Origin of the sequence: Leifsonia sp. NPDC058194, from assembly GCF_042883605.1 — a bacterium.
In the GTDB taxonomy this organism is placed as follows: Bacteria; Actinomycetota; Actinomycetes; order Actinomycetales; family Microbacteriaceae; genus Leifsonia.
This window is the reverse complement of sequence record NZ_JBHVVL010000004.1, coordinates 418,998-444,967: the sequence shown is the minus strand read 5'-3', so window position 1 is coordinate 444,967 and position 25,970 is coordinate 418,998. Positions and strand designations below refer to the sequence as shown.

Sequence of the window (25,970 nt, the reverse complement as noted above, 5' to 3'; positions counted from 1 at the left end):
GGCGCGCACCCAGCGCTGACGCCCTGCGCATCCCGGTCGATATGGTTCAGTGTGCCGCCCGCCGCCATCGAAAGGACGAAGATGAGTTTCGCTGAGACGCCGACGCAGGTCCAACACGAGACCGAGCTTCAACAGCAACTGGCCTCCCTCATCCTCCCCAATGGACGGGGCGACCAATCCGTGCGCGATGCCGCAGCTCTCTTCGTCGACGCCGGCCTCAGGCGAGGCAATTCGGTCTTCGCGCCCGGACGCGCAGTGTGGACGCAGGTGAACGTCGACGAGCTGGTGACCCGTTTCGTCCAGCAACCGCACGTGGCAGGTGGATCCTTCCTTGAGAAGCTTGCCCTGCAACTGCAGGATGCGTCTGACGACGCCAAGCTGCTCATGGCGGAGCTAGTGACCTGGCAGCTGCTCCCCATCTGGATCGGCACGATCGGCGAGAAGAAGAAGCGGGCCCGGATCGAAGCCGTCCTCCGCCTGATGGAGCACCCGGTCACCATCCCCGAGACGATCCTCGCCGCATTCCCGGCCGGCGCCTTCAATCCCGGCACACGGATGGGCAGCCAGTTGTACGAGGCCATGACGATCATCGTCAATATGGTGAAGGCGTGGACTCAGCTCTCACCTGAGCGGCAGGAAGACCTCCTCGAACACCCGCTGCACCTGCGAGACTTCATCCGCGACGAGGTCGCGGGCGAGTCGTTCCCGACGCAGCGGAACGCCCTTCTCTATCTGATCCGGCCGGATTACTTCCAGTCCATCGTGGCGGCCGACCACAAGCTCGCCATCCGGGACGCCTTCATCGGCGACGCGGGCGGCACAGCCGACGACATCGACACAGACCTGAACCGCATCTCACTCGCCCTGCAGGTGAAAGGCGGCAGGCCGTTCGACTTCTACGACGAGGAGTACCTCCGGGTGTGGCGACCCGAGGAGGCTCCGCAGCCGGAAGACACAGACGACTTCGCACCAACTCCGATCTCTGACTACCCACCGGCGACCGAGGGACTGGCACGGCGGGTCTTCATCGGAACCGAGTGGCTCGACCGGACTCTGGCGGTCTTGCACCGCCGCAAGCAGATCATCTTCTACGGCCCGCCCGGCACTGGCAAGACCTTCATCGCTCGCGCGCTGGCCGACCACATCACCGGGGGCGACGGCGGCGTCCGACTCGTCCAGTTCCACCCCAGCTACTCGTACGAGGACTTCTTCGAGGGCCTCAGGCCCAGCACGAAGGATGGTGCGCTGGCCTACACGCTCCAGGCAGGACCAATGAAGCGGATTGCGGACGAGGCCACGAAGAATCCAGAACTCAACTACGTCCTGATCATCGACGAGATCAACCGCGGCAACCTCGCCAAGATCTTCGGCGAGTTGTACTTCCTTCTCGAGTATCGCGACGAGCGTGTCACCCTCTTGTACGAGCCGGAGACAACCTTCGCCCTCCCGGCGAACGTGTACATCATCGGCACGATGAACACCAGCGACCGATCGATCGCGCTCATGGATGCCGCCATGCGCAGGCGATTCGCCTTTATCGAGCTTCATCCCGGAGAAGCGCCAGTTGCCGACGTTCTCCCGAGCTGGCTGCAGGCCAACGATCTCGCAGCAGAGGTTGGAGTACTGTTCACGCTCCTCAACGATCGCATCGAGGACGGAGACTTCCGCATCGGACCGAGCTACCTGATGGCGCGCGATGGCGACCTGAGCCCTGCCCGGCTCGAAGAGATCTGGACGTTTGAAGTACTCCCTCTGCTCGCGGAGCATCACTACGGCGATGGGGTGGACGTGAACGCCCGCTACGGGTTGAAGGCGCTCAGGGCCGAACTCGACCGCCGTTCTGCCTGACAATGCACATTGAGCTCGACGAGTGGGCGCCGCCGCGGGAGGTCGACCTTCCGCGTGCGGTCGCATCCGCACTGAATTCTCGCCAGGTGGCATCGGTGGTCCCTACAGACATCGATGGTCGTTGGACCGTGAGCCAGGTCCGAAAAGTTGGTTCGCTCACCATCGACGAACACCGCGTCGACATTCGTCCAAAGCTCCCTGTCAGTCGACTGTTCTTCCTATTCGGTTATGCCCAGCGCCGCCGGTTATGGTTGGCGGAAGACACGCAACTCGACTCCGCACCCGACCTCGTGCCCGCGATCGCAATCGCGTTTCTGCGGAAACTCAGCGTTGCCGTCGCACAGGGCCTCCTCCAGGGGTACCGCGAGCGCCTCGAGAGCGACACTGTCGTGCGCGGGCGGATCGACTTCGTCGAGCAATTCAAACAACGGCCAGGGCTCGCCTCACCGCTCGAACTGCGATTCGACGAGTTCACCGTCGACATCGACGAGAACAGGATTCTCGCGGCCGCTCTGGAACGACTTCTACGACTCCCCCTTCTGGACCCTGCTTCGAGGCGCAAGCTGCTCCACTTTCGGGGCATGTTCGTCGAGGTCGAGGCGCTGCCTCGCGGTCTACCTCTGCCTCCCACCCGCGAGAATCGCCGCAACGAGCACTATCAGCCCGCGCTATCCCTGGCTCGGCTCATTCTCGCGAACACGTCCATTGAGCACAGCGTCGGTGAGCACACTGCGTCGGCATTCTTGGTCGACGTCGCACAGGTCTTCGAGGACTTCGTCTCTGCCGCGCTTCGAGAGTCGCTGGAAAGTTCGGGCGGCCGGGTGCTCAGCCAGCGAAGCGACCGGCTCGACGTGTCCGGGCATGCAGTGGTTCGCCCGGACATCGTCTGGCAGCGCCACGAACAGATCGACGCCGTGATCGATGCCAAATACAAGGCAGAAAAGCCGACCGGCTATCCGAACGCCGACCTCTACCAGATGGCGACGTACTGCACACGGTACGGCCTTCGGGACGGCCACCTTGTCTACGCATCCGGCGAGGAGACGCCCAAGACCGTGAGCATCATCGGAGCTCCCATCACGGTGCATTGCCACGCTCTTGAGTTGACCGGCTCGCCTGAGGAGATTCTTGCGAGCGTCGACCGCGTCGCGGGGGCGATTGTGACCTCCGCTCCAGTCGAAGCTCCTTGGAGCGCAACACGGAGATCGCCGTCGTCGGCTGTCCCCCGGCGTGGCTAGAGTAACGCCATGGGATATGGGCGTGTCATCGGCGGGGACTACAAGGGCGCGACAGTGTCGACGCCTGTGGGAAGCACTCTGGTGGTGCAAGCCGGGCTGAAGTTCCGCAAGCTGACTCCCGATAATGTGGAAGAGTGGGACGACGTCGTCACCGACGGCACTGGAAATCCGATCGCCAAAGTGGGCGTTGCCGTCGCAGGTGCCACTCTCCCCGGCCGCTTCGGCAAGGCAGCATCGGCAGCGGTCGATGCCACCCTGGACTCCATTAACCGATCGCGCGTTATAAGAGTCAACTGGGCCGACGGCAAGCGATCTCTCATCAAGCTGACCGACGGAATGTATAAGCACCTCGAGCTCGTTCTCGAAGATCAGCGTGCCACACCAGCTGAGCCGTCCCCCGCAGAGCTTGATGTGGCGCCGATGCCACCGGAGAAGCCGACCGTGGCAGAGCAGGCATTCACAATGGTTTCCGGCCTTATCAGAGATCGTCTTCCCGTCCCTAAGCGGTCGGAGGAGACAGACAGGCCCGCTACCGACGTCGCAGACCTGCTTGAGCGGCTTGCTGCCCTGCGCGACTCGGGTGTCCTCACGGAAGAGGAGTTTCTGTCCAAGAAGGCGGAGTTGCTGGATCGGCTCTGAGTACCATGGCTGCGCCGAGCGTCTCGTTTTCGGCAACGCTGCGATGACTCCTAACGAGACGCTCCGGCGTTCGTCTAGTTGTCGACCCACTGCGACCCGTCGCACATAACGTGTGAGCAGGTTTCACCGATAGTGTTACTCGGTTGCGCACAACCCCAGCCACCCCTTCTCGTCTCACTACCCTGAGGACAGAACAGTTCAGCAAGAATAGGAGCAGGCGTGTCTATTAGCTCAGGAGCTGCGATAGCACCCGGCTCCATAGTTATCGTGCGCGACGCGGAATGGCTGGTGCTCGCAACCGAGGAGACGAAGTCCGGGCGCCTCGTTCGCGTGCAAGGACTAAGTGAGCTGGTGCGTGGCACGACGGCGAGCTTCTACAGCGACTTCGACGAGATCGAACCGCTCGACCCCGCGGCGGCGACGATAAAGGCCGACAATTCGCCCGGCTATCGCCGCGCGAAGCTCTGGCTCGAAGCCACTATTCGCAAGACGCCTCTTCCGCTCGGCGGTACCGAGCTGAGCGTCTCGTCGCACATGCTCGCTGACACTCTCGGCTACCAGCGCGCCGCCGTGCGGCAGGCGTTCGATCGGGACCTTCTGCGGCCTCGTCTGCTCATTGCCGACGCCGTAGGCCTGGGCAAGACGATCGAGATTGGGATGATCCTCTCCGAGCTGGTCCGCCGGGGTCGGGGCGAACGCATTCTGATCGTTACGCCGAAGCACGTGCTGGAGCAAATGCAGTTCGAGATGTGGACCCGGTTCGCGTTGCCATTCGTCCGCCTCGACTCGGTCGGGATCCAGCGAGTGCGGCAGGAGCTGCCGGCGACACGCAACCCGTTTAGCAAGTTCAAGCGGGCGATCATCTCGATCGACACTCTCAAGCAAGATCGGTACATCCAGCATCTGCGCGACTTCAAGTGGGACGCGGTTGTCATCGACGAGTCGCACAACATTACCGGCGTCACGTTGAATAACCGGCTCGCCCGCATTCTCGCGCCGCAGACCGAGGCGCTAATCCTTGCCAGCGCGACCCCGCACAACGGCAAGAAGGAGTCGTTCGCCGAGCTGATTCGTCTCCTGGAACCGACGGCGGTATCCCCTCAGGGAGACATCAATCCGGCCCTCCTAAAGAAACTCGTGATTCGTCGCCATCGCTATAGTCCGGAGGTCAAGGTCGAGGTCGGCAGCGACTGGGCCGAGCGGCTCCCGCCGAACAATGTGCTCATTCCCGCGTCGCAAGCCGAGAACGCACTCGCCGATGAACTCGCGAGGGTCTGGCTCCATCCGGAGGGCGGCCAGAGTCCGTACTCGGGTCAAAACGCCTCCCTTTTCCCTTGGACGCTCGCCAAGGCGTTTCTCTCGTCGCTGCCTGCATTTCAAGACACTGTTTCCGAGCGGTTGAAGCGGCTCAAGGCGGGCGACAAGGCCGCGATCGAGCGGGCTGCGCTCCAGCGCCTGCTGGACTTGTCCGAGAACGTGGCGCCGGCATCGTCGGCCAAGTACGGGAAGCTCCTGGAGACGCTCCGCGGCATCGGAGTCGGTCCGGCGTCGAGCGAACGCGCAGTGATCTTTTCAGAGCGCGTCCCGACGCTCGCCTGGTTGCAGACGCAACTCCGCAAAGACCTCAAGCTCAGGCCCGATCAGGTGGCCGTCCTCCACGGCGGACTGAGTGATGTTGAGCAGCAGGAGGTCGTCGAGAGCTTCAAGCTCGCGTCGAGCCCGATCCGCGTGCTCGTCACCGGTGACATCGCCTCCGAAGGCGTCAATCTGCATGCCCAATGTCATGAGCTGATCCACTACGACATCCCGTGGAGCCTGATCCGCGTCGAGCAGCGCAACGGCCGCATCGATCGTTACGGGCAGAAGCATCCGCCGCGGATCACGACACTGTTGCTGAACCCCGAAAACGACAAGTTCCGCGGTGACGTGCGAGTGCTCACGCGGCTGCTCAACCGCGAGAACGAGGCGCACACTGCACTGGGCGACTCCGCGAGCCTGATGGGCAAGTATGACGCGGAGGCGGAGGAGCGCGCCATCATCGAGGCGCTCGCGGCAGGCATCGACTTCGACGAGGTTGTTCCTGAGGTGTCAGAGGTGAAGCACTCGGACGATCCGTTCGCTGCGTTCCTAGCACTCGCGGCGGAAGCGGAGGCACATCCGGCGGTGACGATCGAGGAAGTTCCCGACCTCGCGCTTTTCGATCGGGCCGACGAGTACTTCGTCGAGGCACTCCGCGAGCTGTCCGACACACCCGAGGCAAGTCTCGCCCGCGGCGGCTTTGGCCTCGACGCCCGTACGGATCATGGCGTGCTAACGGTCACGCCTCCGCGCGATCTTGCACAACGGTTGGCCGTGCTCCCGCAGGCGTATCTTCAGACCAGGCACGTCGTCGAATCCCTCACGCTCGCCACACGTCCGCAGACGGCGAACGTCGCACTCAAGCAGGCTCGCGATAACGCCCAGACCTCCTCACTCTGGCCCGAGGCCCATTACCTTGGCCCTCTGCATCCGGTCCTCGACTGGGCCAGCGACCGCGCATTGGCCAAGCTGGCGCGCAACGAGGTCTTCGCGATCCCCGGCGACGTCTCTGTCCCGACCGTGCTGCTCGTCGGCACGCTCACGAATCTGCGCGGCCAGGTGGTGGGAGCCTCATATATGACGGTTGAGGCCATCACGCCGACGGGTCTCACCTTGTCGGTCCACGCGACCGCTCGCGATGCCCTGCACGCGCTCGGCATCACGAAGCCGCTGTCCAACTCCGGCTCGCTGGATCCTGAGCGTTGGCAGTACTTGATTCCGCTGGCCGTCGAGACGGCGAAGCGAAACATGCAGAACTTCGAGATATTCGCACGGGCTGACATTGAGGACCGCGTGCAGATGTGGTCCGCTCGCGTCGAGGAGTGGGAGCACGAAGCGAGCGCGCTCGTGCAAGTCCACGCGCTCCGAGAACGCACCGAACGGGTCGCCGCGGAGCAAGCAATCGCGCAGTCCATGCTTCCGAGCCAGACTCTCGTGCGTCCCCTTCTCGTCATCGTTCCGAAGGAGGGCTGACATGGCGAGCGACGCGTTCATCGTCGGTGAAAGCTGGATTAGCGAGCACTACTTCACCACGGAGGGCAAGCAGTCCTTCCACCAGCGTGTACTAGAGCGCCGCAAGCAATGGGATGCCCTGAACGATTCACCGCGTGCGCGTGTCGGGGCGCTTGTCGGCCAGCTGTCGAAGGCCCTCGCGAGCCTCGACGAGGTCGGGGACGACGAGCAGCACTCGGAGATCACCCGCCCTCTCCTCGACGCGCTCGGCTACACCGACCCGCTTTATCACCGGACCGTGAGTGGCCCGGTCACGTGGTTGACCGTCGGAGGCGTCGCTACATCAGCGGTCGCGGTCGTCGAGGCGAAGAGCAGCGAAACGGTCGAAGACGTCCTCGCCAAAGACGGCGACACCTTGCTCATGCCTTACGAGCCGGAGGAAGACAAGCCCGTCACCAGCCTGGCGCGTTTGCTCTCCACCATCCTCGTCGCCGATGACGCACCTGAGTTCGTCATCGTGTTCGCCGGCCGATGGGCACTCCTCGTCGACCGTGAGCGGTGGCCTGAGGGCCGCTACCTTGCGGTCGACGTGCAGCTTGCCTCCGAGCGCAACGAAACCAAGAAGGGCGGCGAACTCGACCGCCTCACCGCGATACTCGCCGCCGAATCTGTCTTCGCCGACGCGGAAGGCACAGTCTGGTGGCAGAAGGTGCGGGACGAGTCCGTCAAGCACACGGTGGGCGTCTCCCAAGACCTCCGTGAAGGCGTGCGACTGTCGATCGAGACGATCGCCAACGACGTCGTTCAACGCCGCATCGAGCTCGGCCAGGATCCGATCAGACAGGATCATGCTCAGGACCTCGCCAAGCAGTCGCTCCGCTTCATTTATCGCATCCTCTTCCTGCTCTACGCCGAAGCCAGCCCGGAGCTAAAGGTCCTGCCCGTAGGGGCGGCCGAGTTCGAGGAAGGCTACAGCCTCGACCGGATGCGGGAGCTCGTCCTCGTGGAACTGACCGGCGACGCGGTCGACCGCACTCATTTGTACGACTCACTGGCGGTGCTGTTCCGGCTGATCGACACAGGCTCACCAGTGCGCGATGAGCCCGGCCTGACCGATGGCCTGACGTTCAACTCGCTCCGAGCCGATCTCTTCAAGCCCGAGGCGATCGCGCTCATCGCCGAATCGAAACTTTCGGATGGCGCACTACAGCGCGTACTCGACCGGTTGCTGCTGTCGAAAGCTCAGAAGGGCAAAGACCGCGGCTTCATCTCCTACGCCGACCTCGGCATTAACCAGCTCGGCGCGGTCTATGAAGGCCTGATGTCGTACACGGGTTTTTTCGCTACGGAAGACCTGCACGAGGTAGCGCCCGACGGCAATGCCGAGAAAGGATCGTGGGTGGTCCCCGTCGACAGATCGGGCCACCTCGACGAAAAGCACTTCGTCAAGGCGGAGGATCCTCTGACCGGCGAGCAGACGTCGGTCGTGCACCGCAAAGGCAGCTTCGTCTACCGGCTCTCAGGTCGCGACCGCCAACAGTCGGCGTCGTACTACACGCCCGAGGTGCTCACCCGCTTCACCGTGTCGCAGGCGCTCGAAGAACTACTCAGTCCTGAAACGTCCGCCGACGACATCCTGAAACTCACCGTCTGCGAGCCGGCGCTGGGCTCGGGCGCGTTCGCAATTGAGGCCGTACGTCAGCTCGCCGACCACTACCTCGACCGCAAGGAGGCCGAGTTGGGCGTACGCGTAGACCCCGACGAGCGTCCCCGCGAACTCCAGAAGGTGAAGGCGTCGATCGCGCTTCATCAGGTCTACGGAGTCGACCTCAATGCCACCGCGGTCGAGCTCGCCGAGATATCGCTCTGGCTCGACACCATGAGCGAGGGGTTGACCGCGCCGTGGTTTGGCCTTCATCTTCGCCGCGGCAATTCCCTCATCGGCGCTCGTCGCGCGACATTCTCCCGTGAGCAAGTCAACTCCAAAGGCTGGCTTAAAGATATTCCGACAGATCGGCCGCTCGGCGAATCGACCAACGGAGGCATCCACCACTTCCTTCTCCCCGCCGACAGCTGGGGTTCGACAGCGGAGGCAAAGGAAGCAAAGAGCCTTGCGGGGGATGAGCAAAAGGCACTGAACACGTGGCGACACGCGCTGCGGGCCAAGCCCTCCAAGAAGCAAGTGGACGCCCTCGCGAACCTAGCGATCCGAGTCGAGACACTCTGGGAGTTGGCGCAGCGCCGGCTCGAGATTGCGGAAGCGGAGGCGCGGCGGCCCATCTCGCTTTGGGGCCGGCCAGAGAGCGCCCGCGACGATCTACCGCATTCGGTCGGGCGCGAGGAGATCGAGAGCAAGCTCGGCGACCCGGACAGCGCGTATCAGCGTTTGCGCCGCGTTATGGACGCCTGGTGCGCCCTGTGGTTCTGGCCGCTCACTGGGACACTTACCGACGGCGCGCAGCCGCCCACGCTCGATCAGTGGATTAGTGGCCTCCAAGCGATCCTTGGCATACACGTCGAGGGCAAAGGTCGGACGCGAGGCGGTGAGTCACTCTCCCTTCCGAGCGGCTGGGATGAGCTGAACACCACGGAAGAGATCGAGCTCGGCTTCGCTAGCGCGCAGCCACTGGAGGACGTGCTCGCCAGCACGCCCTGGCTGCGTGCAGCCGAGAGAATCGCCAGGCAATATGGGTTCTTCCACTGGGAGCTCGACTTCGCACCGATCTTCGCCAAGGGCGGCTTCGACCTGCAGGTGGGAAATCCGCCGTGGGTGCGCCCGCGATCGGACGTGGACGCGCTCCTTGCGGAGGGCGACCCGTGGTGGCAGCTCAAGGCGAAGTCGACGGCAGACGAAGACAAGCGGCACCGTGTGGACGCCCTCGCTGTTGAAGGAGTCGCGGAACTCGTCGTGGATGGTACGGCCGAGGTCGCTGCGACCGCAGCATTCGTCGGCAACCCACAGCAGTACCCCTACCTTGCGGGACTCCAGCCTGACCTCTACCGATGCTTCATGTCGCAGACGTGGACGCATGCGAGGCCGGGAGGTTCTGTGGGACTCATCCATCCGGAGTCGCACTTCACCGATGAGAAGGCCGGCCGGCTTCGGAAGGGGACCTACGGGCGCCTTCGTCGGCATTGGCAGTTCGTGAATGAGCTATCGCTGTTTGAGGTGCACCACCTCGTCTCGTACGGTGTCCATGTCTACGGCGGCGACCGATCGCCGTCCTTCATCCAGGCGACATCGCTCTATCACCCGAGTACGGTCGAGGGATCCCTCAAACACGATGGCTCGGGCAGTGAACCCGGGTTGAAGGACGGCGAGGGGCGCTGGGACCTCCGGCCCCACGCATCGCGAATCCAGCGCGTTGACGACGCCACACTCTCCACATGGCATGAGGTCTTGGAGGACGCGGCGGTTCCTGTCGCACATACACGCATGGTGTACACCGTGAACCGGGCGTCGGCTGCGGTCCTGGCCAAGCTGGCCGCCGCCCCACGAATCGGCTCGCTCGGGCTCCAATTCTCCGCCGGCTGGCATGAGAAGAACGACCGCACGAAGGGCTATTTCGATTCCGAGTGGGGCGTGCCGGAGTCATGGGATTCCGTGATCCTGCAGGGCCCGCACCTGCATGTCGGCACGCCGTTCTACAAATCACCGAACCCGACGATGCTGCACAACCAGGACTGGACCGCCGTCGACCTCGAAGCCCTCCCACCTGACGCCATCCCCGCGACCCAATACAAAGCCAATGGCGACGTTGCAACGTATGCAGGGGCTTTTGGCACATGGAAGTCCGCGAACGGGCCCACGCCCATCCGCAAGCACTTCCGAATTGCTTACCGAGCGATGGCGGCCAATACTGGCGAACGCACGCTGATTCCAGCTCTCATTCCGCCAGGTGCTGCTCACGTCAACGGACTTTTCAGTTTCGGACTGCCAGACGGCCGGACGGAAGACTTGCTCCTCGGGCTCGGGTCGGCCTCATCTCTCATCGCAGACTTCAGCGTGCGTGCCACGCCCAAGAGCGGAATCTATCAAGGGGTTTTCGAGCGGCTGCCGCTCGCCCGACACGACCTATACGGGCCCCTGATCGTCGAACGAGTGCTGCAATTGAACGCCCTGTCCTCGAAGTACGCCAGCATGTGGGCAGCAGTCGTGGGGAGAGCGTGGTCACCCGCTTCCCCGCTCCGTCTGGCTCGCGATCGTCGGAGGGCTGCTCTCGAGATTGACGCCCTCGTCGCGCTATCGCTCGGCATCACAATCGATGAACTTTTGACGCTCTATCGGACGCAGTTCCCGGTGCTCTACAAGTACGATCACGACGACTATCTCTACGACGTCAACGGCAGGATCGTGCCGACCAGTATCCGCCAGACCTGGAGGCGACTCGGTGAGCCGACTGATGCTGCACGATTCCCGGAGTCCGAGCGCACGGCAGTACACCCGGGATCGGGACTGGCGTACCGATACGATCTGCCTTTCACGACCCTGGATCGCGAAGCGGACCTTCGACGCGCTTACGATGAGTTCGCCGGGCCAGCCGTGAGCAGAGCGTCGGAGCTGATCGCTAGGGTGTAACGGTGAGTGCACTATTGCCCAGCCTCGAGGCCGAACAGTTTCGACGTGCTCTCACGAACTTCCTCACGACGACGTTCGCGTTCGCCGACACGGAGGCCGAGGAAGAGCTCGATCGATTGCTGACCGATCCCGACCGAGGCATCTTCCGCGGACCGTATGCGCGCCTGCGTCTGCCGTTTGAAGGCGCAGCGGACGGGTGGCAGGAATTGCTCGCGTGGACGCCGCCGTATCCGCCGCACGCCCATCAGGCGGCAGCCTGGCGCCGACTGACGAGTCGGGACCTCGGCGACGGCGACTCGGGCCCGCATCCCACCCTGGTCACGACCGGTACCGGCTCGGGTAAGACGGAGGCGTTCCTTTACCCAGTGCTCGACCATGTCGTGCGGATGAAGGCTGCAGGTCAGGGCGGCATTAAGGCACTCATCCTCTACCCGATGAACGCCCTCGCCAACGACCAGGCGCGTCGTATCGCATCGCTCATCACAGGAGTTCCACAACTCCGCGGAATCCGCGCTGCTCTCTATACCGGCCAGACCGGGAGCTCGACCTCCAAGGTCACGGCCGAGTCGCTCATCACGAGTCGCGACGCGATCCGGGACGACCCTCCGGACATCCTGCTGACCAACTACAAGATGCTCGATCAGCTCCTGCTTCGACATTCGGACCGAAAGTTGTGGGCGGAGTCCGCGGAGAGCCTGCGCTACCTCGTCCTCGATGAATTTCACACCTATGACGGCGCCCAGGGCACGGATGTGGCGATGCTGCTCCGGCGGCTCGGTCTCGTGCTGAAGCGATGGCTTCCGGCTGCCACCGATGACGCAATACTCGCGCGCCCGCTTGGGTACATGACACCGGTTGCCACCTCCGCGACGCTCGGCGACAAGGGCGACCCGGAAGCGATGATGGCGTTCGCCCAAACCGTGTTCGGTGTGGAATTCACACCCGAGGACGTGGTGACGGAGACGCGCCTGTCCGTGACCGATTGGGCGGGTTCGGTCGAGGCGGACCTCGCTGCGTTCGGCATCCTCCCCGCCGAGCTGACCAATCATCTCGCGCGCGAGATCAACGCGGCGGTCGAGGGCGTGAGCAACGATGAAGAACGCGCACACATCGTCCTAACCTCCCTCTTCACCGATCCTGGCGCTCTGGGCGGGACCGATCTGCTCTCCCTGGTCAAGGCACACCCGGCACTGCGCGAACTGATCGCGCTTACCGAGCGCGCGATCAAAGTGGACGATCTCGCAGAGTCGCTCCTCCCCCGCGGCTACCTGCCTTCTCAGACCGAGACCGGGCGCGCGGCAGAGCGTCGGGTCTTCGTGGCGAATCTGCTTGCGGCCTTGAGCCACGTGCGCGCCGCCGCCGACTTCGGGCAGGCCCTGGACGTGAACGTGCATCTGTGGGTCCGTGAGCTGACCCGAATGGATCGGCACGCCACCGCGCAGGTCTTTTTCGACTGGCGGGATGACGGAGACGCGACCCCCGCAGAGGAAGAGCCTCCGACTCGGTTCCCCGCCTTGTACTGTCGGCATTGCGGGCGCAGCGGATGGGGGGTCGTACTTGCCCCCATCGGAAACGACCTCGAAGGGAATGGGGTTGAGCCCGGTGCGCAGCGCCTGGCCGGAAATGGGAGGTTCCGCGCCCTCATCCACGCGCCCCGTGAGGGCGTCGAGTTCGACGAGGGCACGCCGGTCGACGGCCTGCACTGGCTCGAACCAAGACAGCGCCAGCTCCTCGCCAGTGCCGGGGAGACCGACGAAGCACTTCCCGTGCTCGCGATCACTGGCGAGGGCGCTGAGGAAGCAGCACGGAACGATGTATGCCCGTCATGCGGACGCGCTGAGGGCATCCGGTTCGTGGGCAGCGCTATCGCCACGCAGCTCTCCGTGGCCATCACGACGCTCTTCGGTGACCCCGGACTTACTGAGACCGAGAAGAAGACGCTAGTCTTCACTGACAGCGTTCAGGACGCCGCGCATCGTGCGGGATTCGTACAGAGTCGCGCGCACGTATTCGCGCTGCGCAACGCCATCACGCGCGCTGTGGCGAGCAGCAGCGACCCCCTGAACCTCAGTGACCTCGTCGATCTGATGATCGAGCAGGCAGATACCCCTTCAAAGCGCTACCTGCTTCTCGCCCCCGAGATCGCCGGCAACGACAACTTCGTCGAGTTCTGGAACGAGACTTCGAAACGGAGAATCGGAGACAAGGTCAAACGCCGGGTGCGCCGGCGGCTGCTGCTCGACGTCGCGCTCGAATTTGGCCTTCAGTCTCGCGTCGGTCGCACTCTCGAGCTGACCGGCGCGGTAGCCGCCGGGGTATCCGCCGGCGATGCCCGGCAGTTGGAGACGATCGGGCGGAAAGCGATTGCCACGACGCTGAGCGCGGACGCGTTAGACATCGAGCGCCCGGAGGAGTCGCTTCCGGAGACAACAGTCCTGTGGTGGATTCGCGGAGTGCTCGAGCGCCTGCGCGAGCGCGGCGCAATCGATCACCCGTGGTATCAGAAGTACATCGCCGACGACGGCGCGCGGTGGTTCATCTCCGGTGGTCGCCCACGCGGCGAGGGCATGCCCGCCTTCCCGGAGGGACGCGATGCCCCGGCATACCCCCGTCTCGGCAGTCGGCTCACACCGGAGCGAGCAAAGAAATCGGGGCTCGACAACGCGCTCAATGCTCAGAGCTGGTATTCGACGTGGGCCCGGGACACTCTCGGTGTCACGGCGCAGACGGGAACGCACCTCACCCGGGCCTTGCTGGCCGAACTAGAGCGGGCCCACATCCTCACCGAGTACACCACCAAGAGCAGCGCCACGGTTTACGCCATCCCTGAGGAACGTGTCACCGTCACCGCCACCGATCTATCCGGCTGGGAATCGGGAAGCTATTTGCTCACCTGCCCCGTCTGCGAGAACAAGGTCGTCGGCCGCGAGGAGGTCGTCGACCAGCTCAACGGCGCGCCCTGCACCTCGCCAAGGTGCGCGGGATCGCTGCAGCGCGCTCTCGGCGGTGACAACTACTACCGCACGCTCTACACCAGCGGAGATATGCGCCGCGTCGTCGCACGTGAACACACTGGACTGCTCACCGACGCCGACCGGCTCAGGTACGAGACTCAATTCAAGGCGTCCGCAGAGAATCCGGATGCCCCCAACGTGCTCGTGGCCACACCCACGCTCGAAATGGGCATCGACATCGGCGACCTATCAACCGTCATGCTGGCGGGACTGCCCCGGTCCGTCGCGAGCTACCTTCAGCGTGTCGGTCGCGCGGGGCGCCTGACGGGAAATGCGCTCAATCTCGCGTTCGTCTCCGGCCGGGGCGACCAGCTGCCGCGGCTTGCGGAGCCGTTGAGCGTGATCGATGGGGCCGTTCTTCCACCTGCCACCTATCTGAACGCTGAGGAGATTCTGCAACGGCAGTACCTCGCGTCCGTGCTGGACCGGCGCGCCGCAGGAGCGGCGTCGGTGGATCAGCCGAACACCGCCGGCCAAGCTCTCGCCTCAGCAGCGGCGGGCACCTTCCTAGGCGACCTCGTCGCCGATGCCGAAGGGAACGCGGCCGAGTACGTCCAGCAGTTCCTTGCCGCGTTCCACGATCTGGAGCCGTGGGCGATCGAGAGCCTGACGACCTGGGCCACCCCGACAGCTGGCGAAGGAACCAGCCCACTTGCCGCGACCGTCTACAGTGCGGTGCACCGCTGGCAGGCACGTCTCGAACAGCTCACCTATCGGCTGCAGCAAGTCGAGGCGAGTTTGCCGGACCTCAAGCAGAAGGCCGAGCACCCCGCTGCCGAGGAGAACGACAAGATCGACTACCGGGCGGCTCTCAGCGCGCAGCGCGGCATCTCCAGGCAGATCGGTGAGACGCGCCGCGAGCACTGGGTAGGGGCGCTGGAGGCTCTCGGCCTCCTGCCGAATTACACACTGCTCGACGACAGCGTGCGCCTCGACGTCGCCCTGAGCTGGTATGACCCCGACAGCAACGCGTACGAAACCGAGACCAGCAGCTACGAGCGTGGCGCAAGCACTGCAATCCGCGAGCTCGCACCCGGAGCGGTGTTCTACGCCCACGGCCTGGAGATGACGGTCGATGCGATCGAACTCGGCGCCGACGGCGGCAACGTGCACGAGTGGCAGTTGTGCCCTTCATGCGGGTTCGGGCTCGACCTCACCCTCGCTGACGCGCCAGTCACAAGTTGCCCTCGATGCGGAGACGCGAAGATCGCCGACACAGGCCAGCGTCTGCCGATCCTCCCCCTCGAACGCGTCAGCGCGGAAGTGCGACGTGACGAATCGGCGATTACCGACCGGGCCGACGAACGGCGTCAGCAGAACTTCACCGTGTACGCCTCGGCTGATGTCGACCCCGCAAATGTGACCTCTCAGTGGTACGTCGAGGGCAAGGGCATCGCTGTGCGGTTCTGCCGTGATATGCCGATCCGGTGGATCAACCTCGGACCCCAGTCGCAGGGTGGGCTGCCAAAGTTCCTTGCCGGCGAGGAACTCAAGACACCCTTGTTCCGTGTCTGCCGGCTGTGCGGCAAACTCGACCGGAGCACGAACGCGAACTCCCGTACAGAGCACCGCGCCTGGTGTCCGAATCGCACGTCCACGCAGGAAGACGCCAAGCAGCTGGCGCTGATGCGCGAACTCCGCACACAGGGTCTAGTGCTGCGAGTGCCGCCAGCGGTTTCACTCGATCGGGGGCTCCAACTCCATAGCTTGATGGCCGCGCTGCTGCTCGGGTTACGGGAGACGATCGGCGGCGACCCCGACCACCTCCGGGTCGAGCCGATCACCGACCCGGTACTGTCCGACGGTTCCGAGAACGCGACTGCACTCTTGATTCACGATGCGGTTCCGGGTGGAACCGGTTATCTTGCCGACCTCGCCGCTCCAGAACGCATCCGCCGCGTGTTCGACGCCGCCTACACGGTGGTCAGGGACTGCCCATGCCAGGGCGAAGGGAAGGCAGCCTGCTACCGCTGCCTCCTCCCGTTTGCACCGGGCCGCGCAGCACGGAACATCTCGCGGGCCGCAGCCGAGCAGATACTCGCCGAACTGCTCACTGACGGCAAGGAAAATCCGGCCGCGTGGGTCGTCGTCGAACAGGAGCCACCGAAACCCGAGCCGCCTTTGGAATCGGCGTTCCGAGCTGTGCTTAAAGACCGGCTACAGACGCTCGGCGCGAGTCTCGCGGAAAGCGTCGACGCAAATGGCCAGCGGCTTACTGCCACCTTGCCGGGCGGGGTCGTCTGGGTACTGCGTGAGCAAGTACTCGTCGGCGGCATTGTGAAGCCCGACTTCGTGCTCGAAATGTTCGGCAGCCCCCACCGCATGGCCATCTTCACCGATGGCCAGCGGTATCACGCGGCACCCGATATCAACCGAATCGCCGATGACTCCGCAAAACGACGTTGGCTGCGAGACGCGGGCTATCTGGTCTTCGCCGTCACCTGGGACGATGTCGATCACGTCCTTGCGACGACCGCCGCTCAGCCGCCCGGCTGGTTCGATCTGGCACGAGCGACTCAGCTCGCACAGATGTGGAACATCCCCGCGCACGCCTTGTCGCATGTGGTCAAGAACCCGATCGACCAGATCATCGAGTACGTGCAAGACCCCGGCGTGCTGCCGACTTGGCAGAGCATCGGTGCGGCCCTGCCGATGCTGCTCTGGGACGGTGCCACCTTCCACGATCTTGGCGGTGCCCCGGTGAAACGGTGGGCTGCGGACGTTTTGCTGGAGACCGCAGCCGGCATCGGCGCGCAGGCTCCGCCGCTGTCGGTCATGACAAGACGCGACTTCGTCGTGCTTGCGGCACGGTCCAATAGTCCGACCGACTTCGATGCTGCGCTCGTGCTCGACGACCGCGCAGCGGCAGTCGCCCAGGATGACTTCGGAGACGCATGGCGCACCTGGCTCCGATGGTCGAACCTGCTGGGGATCCGCCCGGCCGCCGCGTCCACGTTCATCGGTGCGTCATCTGAAGTGCTTTCTGCCCCGCTCCCGTTCGACGTTGCGGCCGAGCCGCAGGTCCCGTCAGACTGGGCCGGTCTAATTGCGGGCGCCACGGCTGCCGAGCGACCGTTACTGACGCAACTTGCGATGATCGACGGGGTGCCGATCCCGGAGCTCGGCGTCGAGGTCGGAGACGGCATCCCGCTGGCGATCTGCTGGCCCGGTCGCCAACTCGCAGCCGACCTCGGGGTCATCGATGAAGACAGAGCGCAGCTCGGGGACCTCGGCTGGTCTCTTATAGCCCCCGACGCCGCAGTGATCTCAGAAGCGCTTCAGGCAGAGGGATAGGAAGGATCGTATGCCGAACCTCGTCATGTCAGGTACGTTCGCAAAGCAGCAGCTGGAGAAGGACGTCCGGGCGCTCGCCTTCGAGTTCCTCACCAAGCTGTCGTCGGATGACGCCTCTCCCGGCCTGCACATCGAACCGATCAACAACTCGGCAGACCCGCGTGTGCGGACCGGACGCGTAAATATCCAGTACCGCGCAGTCATCTACAAGATCGGCCACGAGAACGGCGAGCCCACGTACCTCTTCGCCGGCGTCTGGAATCACGACGACGCGATCAAGTACGCCAGGACGCATGTGCTACGTGTGAATCCAGTCAACGGCGTCGCCGAACTGATCGAGAAGTCGGAGCCGGACGCGCCGGTCATCGCTGCAGCCGACGCGTCCGCCGCTGAGGTGGCGGCAGAGTCGACGCCGATCCTCAAGGCCAAGAGCTACTTCCCGTCCGACCTCGTCGATGGGTTCGGCCTATCGCAGGGCTTCGCCGATCACGTCTTCACCCTCGTGACCGAGGATGACGTTCGGGGCTACGCCGCAACGCTGCCAACGACGTGGCATGGTGAGGTGCTGGACGGGATGCTCGCGGGCATGACGGTCGACGATATCAGAAGCGCTCTCGGCCTAGCAGTCGAGACGCTTGAAGCCGCGGACGCTGAAGGAATCGTCGAGCCTGACGCGCCTACGGAACTGGCCACAGGCGAGGTGGAGACGGTTTCGGCGGCGGCCTCCGAGGATGAGCAGATCCTCGCCGCGCTCAAGCATCCAGCCGCCCGAGCCCAGTGGACATTTATCGACGACAACGCCGAACTGCGGGACATCATCGAGTCTGGCGACCTTGCCGACTGGCGAGTGTTCCTGCACCCCGAGCAGCGCCGCTACGTGGATCGCGATTTCAAGGGCGCCTTCCGTCTGACCGGCGGCGCCGGTACCGGTAAGACCGTCGTGCTGCTTCACCGTGCGCGGCGGCTGGCGCTCGCGAATCCCGGTGCTCGCGTCATCCTCACGACCTTCACCCGGCAGCTCGCCGAAAATCTGAAGCGGGACCTCGAGCGCCTTGACCCCTCGGTGCCTATTGCGGAGGAATTGGGTGCCGCTGGCGTGCTCATCCGAGGCATCGACCAGCTCGCCGTCGCCGTGCGAAAGCTCGGAGGCAACGAGTACAACGCCGCCGCGACCGGGGTGATCGGAGAGCCGCTCGCCGGTGCAGGAGGCTCGCCCGTCGGGAACAGTGATGGGTGGGACGAAGCCATCGCAATCGCGGGCGGTGGCCTCCCCCACGGGCTCCAGTCGCCTCAGTTCTTCGAGGCCGAATACCTTCAAGCCGTTCTACCCAATCGGATCACGACGCTCGACGAGTACCGCACCGTTCGACGGCCCGGCCGACGCGTCATGCTCGACAGGACGAAGCGCAACGCCGTATGGACTGTAATCGAGCGCCAGCGACGCACAGCACGACTGAGCAACCGACTCCCATTTGCGGATGCGGCCGAGATCGGTGCCGCGTATCTCGACGATGCCGAGTTACGGCCTGCTGATCATGTGCTCGTCGATGAGGGTCAGGACCTCGCTCCATCGCACTGGAAGTTGTTGCGGGCGCTCGTGGCGCCCGGTCCGAACGACCTCTTCCTCGCTGAGGACAGTCACCAGCGCATCTACGGCCAGCCGGTCGTGCTGTCGCGATACGGCATACCCCTTCGTGGGCGCTCCCGACGGCTTTCGCTCAATTACCGCACCACGGCCGAAAACTTGCGTTACGCCTTCACGGTGCTCGAAGGTGGCGAATACCCCGACCCAGAAGGCGCAGACGAGGGTCTCGTCGGACCATACCGGTCCGCGCGAAGAGGACCGATGCCGCGCGAGATAGTCAGCGATTCGCAGGGCGCGATGCTGGCATCGATTCACGAGGCTGTTGAGAGCTGGATCAACGACGGTGTGCAAGCGTCATCGATCGCCATCCTGACCGCAACGCGCGCGCCGCAACTTCAGGAGAAACTCGCTAGCATCGGTACCCCTGTCGCTGAGCCAAAGGGAGACAACCTCCCGACCGCGAAAGCAGCCGTGCTGACAATGCATAAAGCTAAGGGTCTTGAGTTCAGTCGCGTCGTACTTTACGACGTGTCGGAGGGAACGTACCCGCCGCCGGCGAGCATCAAGAATGTGCCTTCGGAGGAGATGCCAGAGGCGATCTCGAAAGCGCGTTCGCTTCTCTACGTAGCGGCGAGCCGCGCGCGCGATGAACTCGTCGTCACGGCGACGGGTGCGCCGTCGAAGTTGTTGCGCGTCGAGGCTTGAATACGTCACGTCAGTTTTGGTCAGGCCGCCAGCTCCTACCTGTTGCTCGTTCGCGACGGCGATGTAGACGAATCGAAGAAAACTATACAAGTTGATCTCCGCGAAAGGCCGACTGACCAATACTTTTGATGCAAAGCGAAAGTGCCCCTGGAGGGACTCGAACCCCCAACCTTCTCCTTAGGACGGAGCAGCTCTTCCATTGAGCTACAGAGGCCAGCCCATCGAGTCTAGCGAAACCGACAGTAGGACCAGGAATCACGCCGCCGGAGCCAGGAAGTCCTCCCAGTCCGGTTGCGACACCTCGGTGCCGCGCACGACCCAGGAGGCGTCGCGGGGGGCGCGGGGGGTGATGTTCAGCGTCCAGCCCATTTCGGCGGGGGTGCGGTCGCTCTTGAGGTTGTTGCAGCGCAGGCAGCAGGCGACGAGGTTCTCCCAGCTGTCGCGGCCGCCGCGCGAGCGGGGCTGCACGTGGTCGATGGTGGTGGCCGACTTGCCGCAGTAGCCGCAGCGGTGCATGTCCCGGCGCAGCACGCCGCGGCGGCTGACCGGCACGGTGCGGCCGTGCGGGAGGCGCACGTAGCGGGTGAGCAGGATGACGGACGGTCTCTCGTAGCTGCCGGAGATGCTCCACACGGGATGTTCGCCGTCACTGGAGAGCACGGTCGCCTTCTGATTCAGGACCAGGACGATGGCGCGCTTGTAAGAGACGACCGCGAGCGGTTCGTAGCCGGCGTTGAGGACGAGAGTCTTCATCTGCGACCTTCCGGGAGGGCGAGGGACGACGGGGTGAGGGGCGCCGCGGGGCGAACAGGCGCCGGGCAAACAAAAAGGGCACTGTCCGTGCGGACAGCGCCCAATGAAGGAACGGCATGGTGGTGGTGACGCACCACGTGATGGTGGAGGCACGCCTCGACATGGTGACGGCAGAGGAGGAAGTCGCGTCGGCGTTCGGCCCGCAGAAGGCCGCGCTCCGCCCGTCGGGTCGCTCGCGGCGACCTGACTCCGGGCACATCGTCAACCGGATGAAGCGGCATCAGGCGTTCAGAGTAACGCAGAAACGGCGCGCCTCCTATTCGAGGCGCGCCGTTTCTCAGCTGCGGTCGGCCAGTGTTCACCTTCTGGCAACGAAGGCGTTCACCCGCCGGACGGGAATCAGATGCCGAGGCGGACGATGTAGAAGTTGCTCGTCCAGATCGGGCGCACCGAGATGGAGCGGCCGACCTCGGGGGCGTCCATGATGTTGCCGTTGCCGGCGTAGAAGCCGTCGTGGCCGGGCATGATGACGATGTCGCCGGGCTTGGCGTCCTCGATCGAGATGCGCGTGCCGGCGGCGGCCTGACCCGACACGGAGTGCGGGAGGGAGACGCCGAACTGGGCGTACACGAACTGCACGTAGCCGGAGCAGTCGAAGCCGGCGGGCGAAGCGCCGCCGAAGACGTAGGGGGTGCCGATGTACTGCTGCGCCACCGAGAAGACGGAGTCGAGGCTGAAGTTCGGATACGGCGGGTTGGCCAGGAAGTCAGTGACCGACGGGCCGGAGTAGCTGTTCGCGTAGTTCGTCAGGGTGACGGCGGCGCGCTGACGGGCGGCCTCGGCGGCGGCAGCGGCCTTCTGCGTGGCGAGCTGCTCCTCGGTGGTGGCCGAGGCGGCGTCGCGGGCGACGGCGGCGGAGGCGACCGTGGTGCCGACCTCGACGGTCTGCGACTGGGCCTTCTTCATGCTGTCCGCGGCGCTGGGGCCGAAGGCGGAGGTCTCGGCGTTCGCCTGGTTGAAGGCGAAGGCGGGGATGGCCATGGTGGCGATGATGCCGGTGGCGACGGTCATGACGGCGGCGTTGATGGCCCAGCCACCCTTGCGCTTCGCGGCGGGCTTCTTGGCGGTAGCCGTGGAGCCGGTGGTCGCGGCGGCCTTCGTCGCGGCGGGCTTCGCCGGAGCGGCGACACGGGCGGCGGCGGCCGTGCGCTTCGGGGCGTGAGCCTGCGCGGTCCGCTCGGCGCGGAGAGAGCGGCGGGAGACGAGTGCGGAGTCGGCGGGGGTGCCCGTCTCATCGGTCGTCGGTGTGGCTTCGGTGCTCGTGCGGTCCTGGGCAGGGCCGGGCGTACTCGAGTGTGCCAAGTGCAACCTCCTGCGCTCCGGCAGCACTAGGGTTGCTGCCCCCGCCCGATGCGAATTGGCTTCGGCTTCACGAACCGGGAGACGGGTTCAGGGGGTGTGGAGCGTCCCGGTTCGGGTCCTGGTGGGCCGATTTCGGCCCGTTCGGACTCGTAAGAGACTACGGGACGACTCCCCGTTTGTCACATCTTTTCGCAGGTTTTTTAACGAACTGGTAACGGAAGTCAGGCTTCGACGAAGATGTGCGCAGCGAGCTCGTTGGGCAGCTCGAGACCGGTCTCGAAGCCCTCGATCTGCACGCCGACGTACGAGCCGGCGGACGAGAACGTGCCGGTAGAGCCGGGGAAAACGCCTGCCTGCTTGAGCTGCAGCAGCAGCTCGGGGTCGACCTGCGCGGGCTCGCCCAGACGACGGATCCTGGCAGTCACCCCCGAGTCGGAGCCGCGCACGACGTCGACGAGGTTCACGAGGTTCTGCGTGGAGGCCTCGCTGGTGCCGAGGTCACCGAGGTCACCGAGGCCCGGGATGGGGTTGCCGTACGGCGACTCCGTCGGGTGGCCGAGCATGGTGAGCAGCTTGCGCTCCACCTGCTCGCTCATGACGTGCTCCCAGCGGCAGGCCTCTTCGTGGACGTACTCCCACTCGAGTTCGATCACGTCGCTGAGCAGGCGCTCCGCCAGGCGGTGCTTGCGCATGACGTTGACGGCCTTGCGACGGCCCTCGTCGGTCAGCTCCAGGTGGCGGTCGCCCGAGACGACGACGAGGCCGTCGCGCTCCATGCGGCCGACGGTCTGCGAGACGGTGGGGCCGGAGTGCCCGAGGCGCTCGGAGATGCGCGCCCGCAGGGGGACGATGTTGTCCTCCTCGAGCTCCAAGATGGTGCGAAGGTACATCTCGGTCGTGTCGATCAGATCGGTCATGAACCCCTCCACATGCAGGCGCGCGAATGTCGCACTAGAGCCTACTTGCTGCCGGTGACAGAAACGTGCAGGCACGTCGATGGGGCCCGTGCGGCCCATCGCGTCATTCAACAGCCAATACACTCTCTTTATGCCGGATGTGACCATTCCCACTGACCTCCTGCCCGCCGACGGCCGCTTCGGTTGCGGCCCGTCCAAGGTCCGCCCCGAGCAGCTGGCGTACCTCGCCGGCCAGGGCGCGGCGCTGCTGGGCACATCCCACCGCCAGGCCCCGGTCAAGAACCTCGTCGGGAGCGTGCGTCAGGGCCTCTCCGACCTGTTCCGCCTGCCGGAGGGCTACGAGGTCGTCATCGGCAACGGCGGCTCCACCGCCTTCTGGGACGCCGCCGCGTTCTCCCTCATCGAGAAGCGCAGCCAGAACCTCGTCTTCGGCGAGTTCGGCGGCAAGTTCGCCAAGGCCGCGGCCGCGCCGTGGCTGGAGGCCCCCCACGTGATCGAGGCGGCTGCGGGATCCCGCAGCGCCGCCGAGGTCGTCGCGGGCGTCGACGTGTACGCCTGGCCGCACAACGAGACCTCGACCGGTGTGATGGCCCCCGTCACCCGCGTGACCGGCGACGCCGGCGCGCTGACCGTGATCGACGCGACGAGCGCGGCGGGAGGCGTCGACATCGACGCGTCGCAGGCCGACGTCTACTACTTCGCCCCGCAGAAGAACTTCGCGTCGGACGGCGGCCTCTGGCTCGCCCTCTTCTCCCCCGCCGCGATCGAGCGCGTCGAGCGCATCGCCGCGAGCGGCCGCTACATCCCCGAGTTCCTCAGCATCAAGAACGCGATCGACAACTCGCGCCTCAACCAGACGCTGAACACCCCGGCCGTCGCGACCCTCGCGCTGCTCGACAACCAGATCGAGTGGATGAACGGCAACGGCGGTCTCGCCTGGGCCGACGCCCGCACCCGCGAGTCGTCCGACGCCCTCTACGCGTGGGCCGAGGGCGTGGAATACGCCACTCCGTTCGTCGCCGACCCGGCGCACCGTTCGCAGGTCGTCGTCACGATCGACTTCGACGACCGCATCGACGCCGCCGCGATCGCCAAGACCCTCCGCGCCAACGGCGTGGTCGACACCGAGCCTTACCGCAAGCTCGGACGCAACCAGCTGCGCATCGCGACGTTCACGGCGATCGAGCCGTCGGACGTCCGCGCGCTCATCGGCTGCGTCGAGTACGTGGTGGAGCGGCTGGGCTGACGACCGCCATGCGGCTCTGGCTCCGAGACGACGAGAGACGGCCCGACCCGATCCCCGTGAAGACGGATGATCGGCGGGCCGTGCTCGTCGGTCTCGTGCTGTGGGTTCTAGCCCTGATCCCCGTGCTGATCTTCGCCCCGGGCGGCGTCTGGCTCTGGACCGTCGTGGTCGGCCTGGCCCTCGGCGTCCTCGGGCTCGCCTACCTCACCGTCACCCGGCGCAAGCGCGGCTGACGCCGCGTCGTCGAGGTCGGCGGCGTCGTCGAGGGCCGTCGGCTCCTCGAGCGCGGCGGCCTCCTCGGCCGGGAGGTCGAGATCGGCGTCGAGATCGGTGACCTCGTCGAACTCGGGGTCGACGGCGTCGGCATCGTCTTCCGCATCGTCGGCGTCCGCGTCGTCAGCGTCCGCATCGTCGGCGGAGTCGTCGTCCTCGCCGTGGAGGCTGTCGATGTCCACGCCGTCGAGGTCGTCGTCGCCGTGGAGGTCGTGCACGTCGCGGTCGTCGTCGTCCGAGTCGTCGTCCTCGTCGTCGAAGTCGTCGTCGTCGTCCGAATCGTCGTCGTCCGAATCGTCGTCGGAGTCGTCATCGTCCGAGGAGTCGTCGCCGGGCTCGCCGTCGTCGTCACCGTCGTCGTCGTCACCGTCGTCGTCGCTGTCGTCGTCCTCACCGTCGCCGGCGGCGGCCGCCTCGGCGGCGATCGCCTCCTGAGCGGCCTGGTAGTCGGCCAGACGCTCCGACCACGGCACCCAGTCGGGCGCGAGCAGCGCGCCGTCGGCGGGCATCAGCTCCGCCTCCAGCACGGTCGGCGCGGCGTCCTCGTCGGCGCGGCCGATGGTGACCGTCCAGCGCCATCCGGGATACCCGGCGAGAGTGCTCTCGAACAGCAGGGAGACGACCCCCTCCCCCTCGACGACGTGGCCGACAGCAGCGCCGACGGTCGACTCGGGGGTGATCTCCGCGAGCGCGCGGCGGGCGAGCGGCTCGGCCGCCAGCAGATCGTCGATCCCGGCGTCAGGCATCCAGGTCGTCCGCAACGCGCCGCAGCACAGCGGCGATCTTCGCGCCGTGCTGCTTGTCGGGGTACTTGCCGCGACGCAGGTTGGAGCCGATCCCATCGAGGAGCTTGACGAGGTCCTCCACGATGATCGCCATGTCGTCCGCGGATTTGCGCTTCATCTTCACGAGGCTCGGGGGCGTCTCCAGCACACGCACCGACAGGGCCTGCGCGCCGCGCTTGCCGTCGGCGATACCGAACTCGAGACGTGATCCCGCCTTGACGACGGCGCCGGCGGGCAGCGCGGAGGCGTGCAGGAAGACCTCCTGACCGTCGTCGGCGCTGATGAAGCCGAAGCCTTTCTCATCGTCGTAGAACTTGACCTTGCCGGTTGGCATGGGAACCTCACTTCACATGGGGGATCGAATGACCAACCTCAATTATCCTTGATTTCGTGACCCAGCAGACCCCAGCGCCCGCATCGCGTGTGCAGCGCATCCTCTCGTACATCATCGCGGCGCTCGTGATCGTCTCATTGGTCTGCATCGCGGCCATCCTGATCGGCACCGCTGTGGGCGGTTTCGCGCAGCAGGGATCGGGTGAGGGGCTGTGGCCGGCGGTGTTCGTGCTGCCCCTGATCGCCCTCCCGATCGCCTTCGTGCTGATCATCGCGCTGATCATCGTCGTCGGCCGTCAGCGCAGCAAGGCCGTCAAGGCCGCGAAGGCCGTGGACCCCAAGGCCCGGCGCTAGACGAGCGGCCGCGGA

General features: G+C 65.2%; 14 protein-coding genes, 1 tRNA gene and 1 pseudogene. 10 read left to right on the top strand and 6 right to left on the bottom strand.

The features are described 5' to 3' along the window. Window positions 1-81: 81 nt before the first annotated feature. From ACFVU2_RS16970 to ACFVU2_RS16940, 7 genes are all read left to right on the top strand, one after another. Window positions 82-1,848: an McrB family protein gene (locus ACFVU2_RS16970; protein ID WP_387876669.1), complete on the top strand. Its 1,767-nt coding sequence runs from the start codon at window positions 82-84 to the stop codon at window positions 1,846-1,848. Between the two features lie 86 nt (window positions 1,849-1,934). Further along, on the top strand, window positions 1,935-3,086 hold the full coding sequence (locus ACFVU2_RS16965; RefSeq protein ID WP_387876666.1) for an McrC family protein: 1,152 nt from the start codon (window positions 1,935-1,937) through the stop codon (window positions 3,084-3,086). A 9-nt stretch (window positions 3,087-3,095) separates the two neighbouring features. Beyond that, the gene (locus ACFVU2_RS16960; RefSeq protein ID WP_387876663.1) at window positions 3,096-3,725 is read left to right on the top strand and encodes an SHOCT domain-containing protein; all 630 of its coding nucleotides are present in this window, start codon (window positions 3,096-3,098) and stop codon (window positions 3,723-3,725) included. Between the two features lie 267 nt (window positions 3,726-3,992). Next, window positions 3,993-6,776, top strand: a complete 2,784-nt coding sequence (locus tag ACFVU2_RS16955) for a helicase-related protein (RefSeq protein ID WP_387876661.1) — start codon at window positions 3,993-3,995, stop codon at window positions 6,774-6,776. 1 nt (window position 6,777) lies between these two features. Then, window positions 6,778-11,334, top strand: a complete 4,557-nt coding sequence (locus tag ACFVU2_RS16950; RefSeq protein WP_387876659.1) for a class I SAM-dependent DNA methyltransferase — start codon at window positions 6,778-6,780, stop codon at window positions 11,332-11,334. 2 nt (window positions 11,335-11,336) lie between these two features. Then, entirely contained in the window at window positions 11,337-17,642 is a 6,306-nt protein-coding gene (locus ACFVU2_RS16945) for a DEAD/DEAH box helicase (RefSeq protein WP_387876656.1), read from the top strand. A gap of 10 nt (window positions 17,643-17,652) precedes the next feature. Beyond that, complete coding sequence (locus ACFVU2_RS16940; RefSeq protein WP_387876654.1) at window positions 17,653-19,932, top strand: 3'-5' exonuclease; 2,280 nt, start codon at window positions 17,653-17,655, stop codon at window positions 19,930-19,932. A 142-nt stretch (window positions 19,933-20,074) separates the two neighbouring features. Here the strand turns inward: ACFVU2_RS16940 and ACFVU2_RS16935 are convergent. The 4 genes from ACFVU2_RS16935 to ACFVU2_RS16920 form a co-directional block, all read right to left on the bottom strand. After that, window positions 20,075-20,146 (bottom strand) — tRNA-Arg (locus tag ACFVU2_RS16935). Between the two features lie 41 nt (window positions 20,147-20,187). Continuing rightward, window positions 20,188-20,685: an HNH endonuclease gene (locus tag ACFVU2_RS16930; RefSeq protein WP_387876652.1), complete on the bottom strand. Its 498-nt coding sequence runs from the start codon at window positions 20,683-20,685 to the stop codon at window positions 20,188-20,190. A 399-nt stretch (window positions 20,686-21,084) separates the two neighbouring features. Further along, on the bottom strand, window positions 21,085-22,047 hold the full coding sequence (locus ACFVU2_RS16925; protein WP_387876650.1) for a C40 family peptidase: 963 nt from the start codon (window positions 22,045-22,047) through the stop codon (window positions 21,085-21,087). Between the two features lie 221 nt (window positions 22,048-22,268). Beyond that, a complete protein-coding gene (locus ACFVU2_RS16920; RefSeq protein ID WP_387876648.1) occupies window positions 22,269-22,964 on the bottom strand; it encodes a metal-dependent transcriptional regulator in 696 nt (231 codons plus the stop codon). A 130-nt stretch (window positions 22,965-23,094) separates the two neighbouring features. On the opposite strand from ACFVU2_RS16920, the gene serC reads away from it, so the two are divergent. Both serC and ACFVU2_RS16910 read left to right on the top strand, forming a co-directional pair. Then, window positions 23,095-24,210 carry a phosphoserine transaminase gene (serC, locus tag ACFVU2_RS16915; protein WP_387876646.1) on the top strand — a complete coding sequence of 372 codons (1,116 nt, stop codon included), beginning with the start codon at window positions 23,095-23,097 and terminating at the stop codon, window positions 24,208-24,210. Between the two features lie 8 nt (window positions 24,211-24,218). Then, window positions 24,219-24,371 (top strand): annotated as a pseudogene (locus ACFVU2_RS16910) (DUF2530 domain-containing protein); the annotation flags it as partial. Here ACFVU2_RS16910 and ACFVU2_RS16905 read toward each other — a convergent pair. Both ACFVU2_RS16905 and ACFVU2_RS16900 read right to left on the bottom strand, forming a co-directional pair. Continuing rightward, window positions 24,318-25,229, bottom strand: a complete 912-nt coding sequence (locus ACFVU2_RS16905) for a DUF3027 domain-containing protein (RefSeq protein ID WP_387876643.1) — start codon at window positions 25,227-25,229, stop codon at window positions 24,318-24,320. The pseudogene ACFVU2_RS16910 and the gene ACFVU2_RS16905 overlap by 54 nt on opposite strands. Further along, window positions 25,222-25,602, bottom strand: a complete 381-nt coding sequence (locus tag ACFVU2_RS16900; protein ID WP_021754477.1) for a cold-shock protein — start codon at window positions 25,600-25,602, stop codon at window positions 25,222-25,224. Before ACFVU2_RS16900 ends, ACFVU2_RS16905 begins: the two co-directional genes overlap by 8 nt. Before the next feature lie 56 nt (window positions 25,603-25,658). Between ACFVU2_RS16900 and ACFVU2_RS16895 the strand changes: the two genes are divergently transcribed. Beyond that, window positions 25,659-25,955: a hypothetical protein gene (locus tag ACFVU2_RS16895; protein WP_387876640.1), complete on the top strand. Its 297-nt coding sequence runs from the start codon at window positions 25,659-25,661 to the stop codon at window positions 25,953-25,955. Window positions 25,956-25,970: the final 15 nt, after the last annotated feature.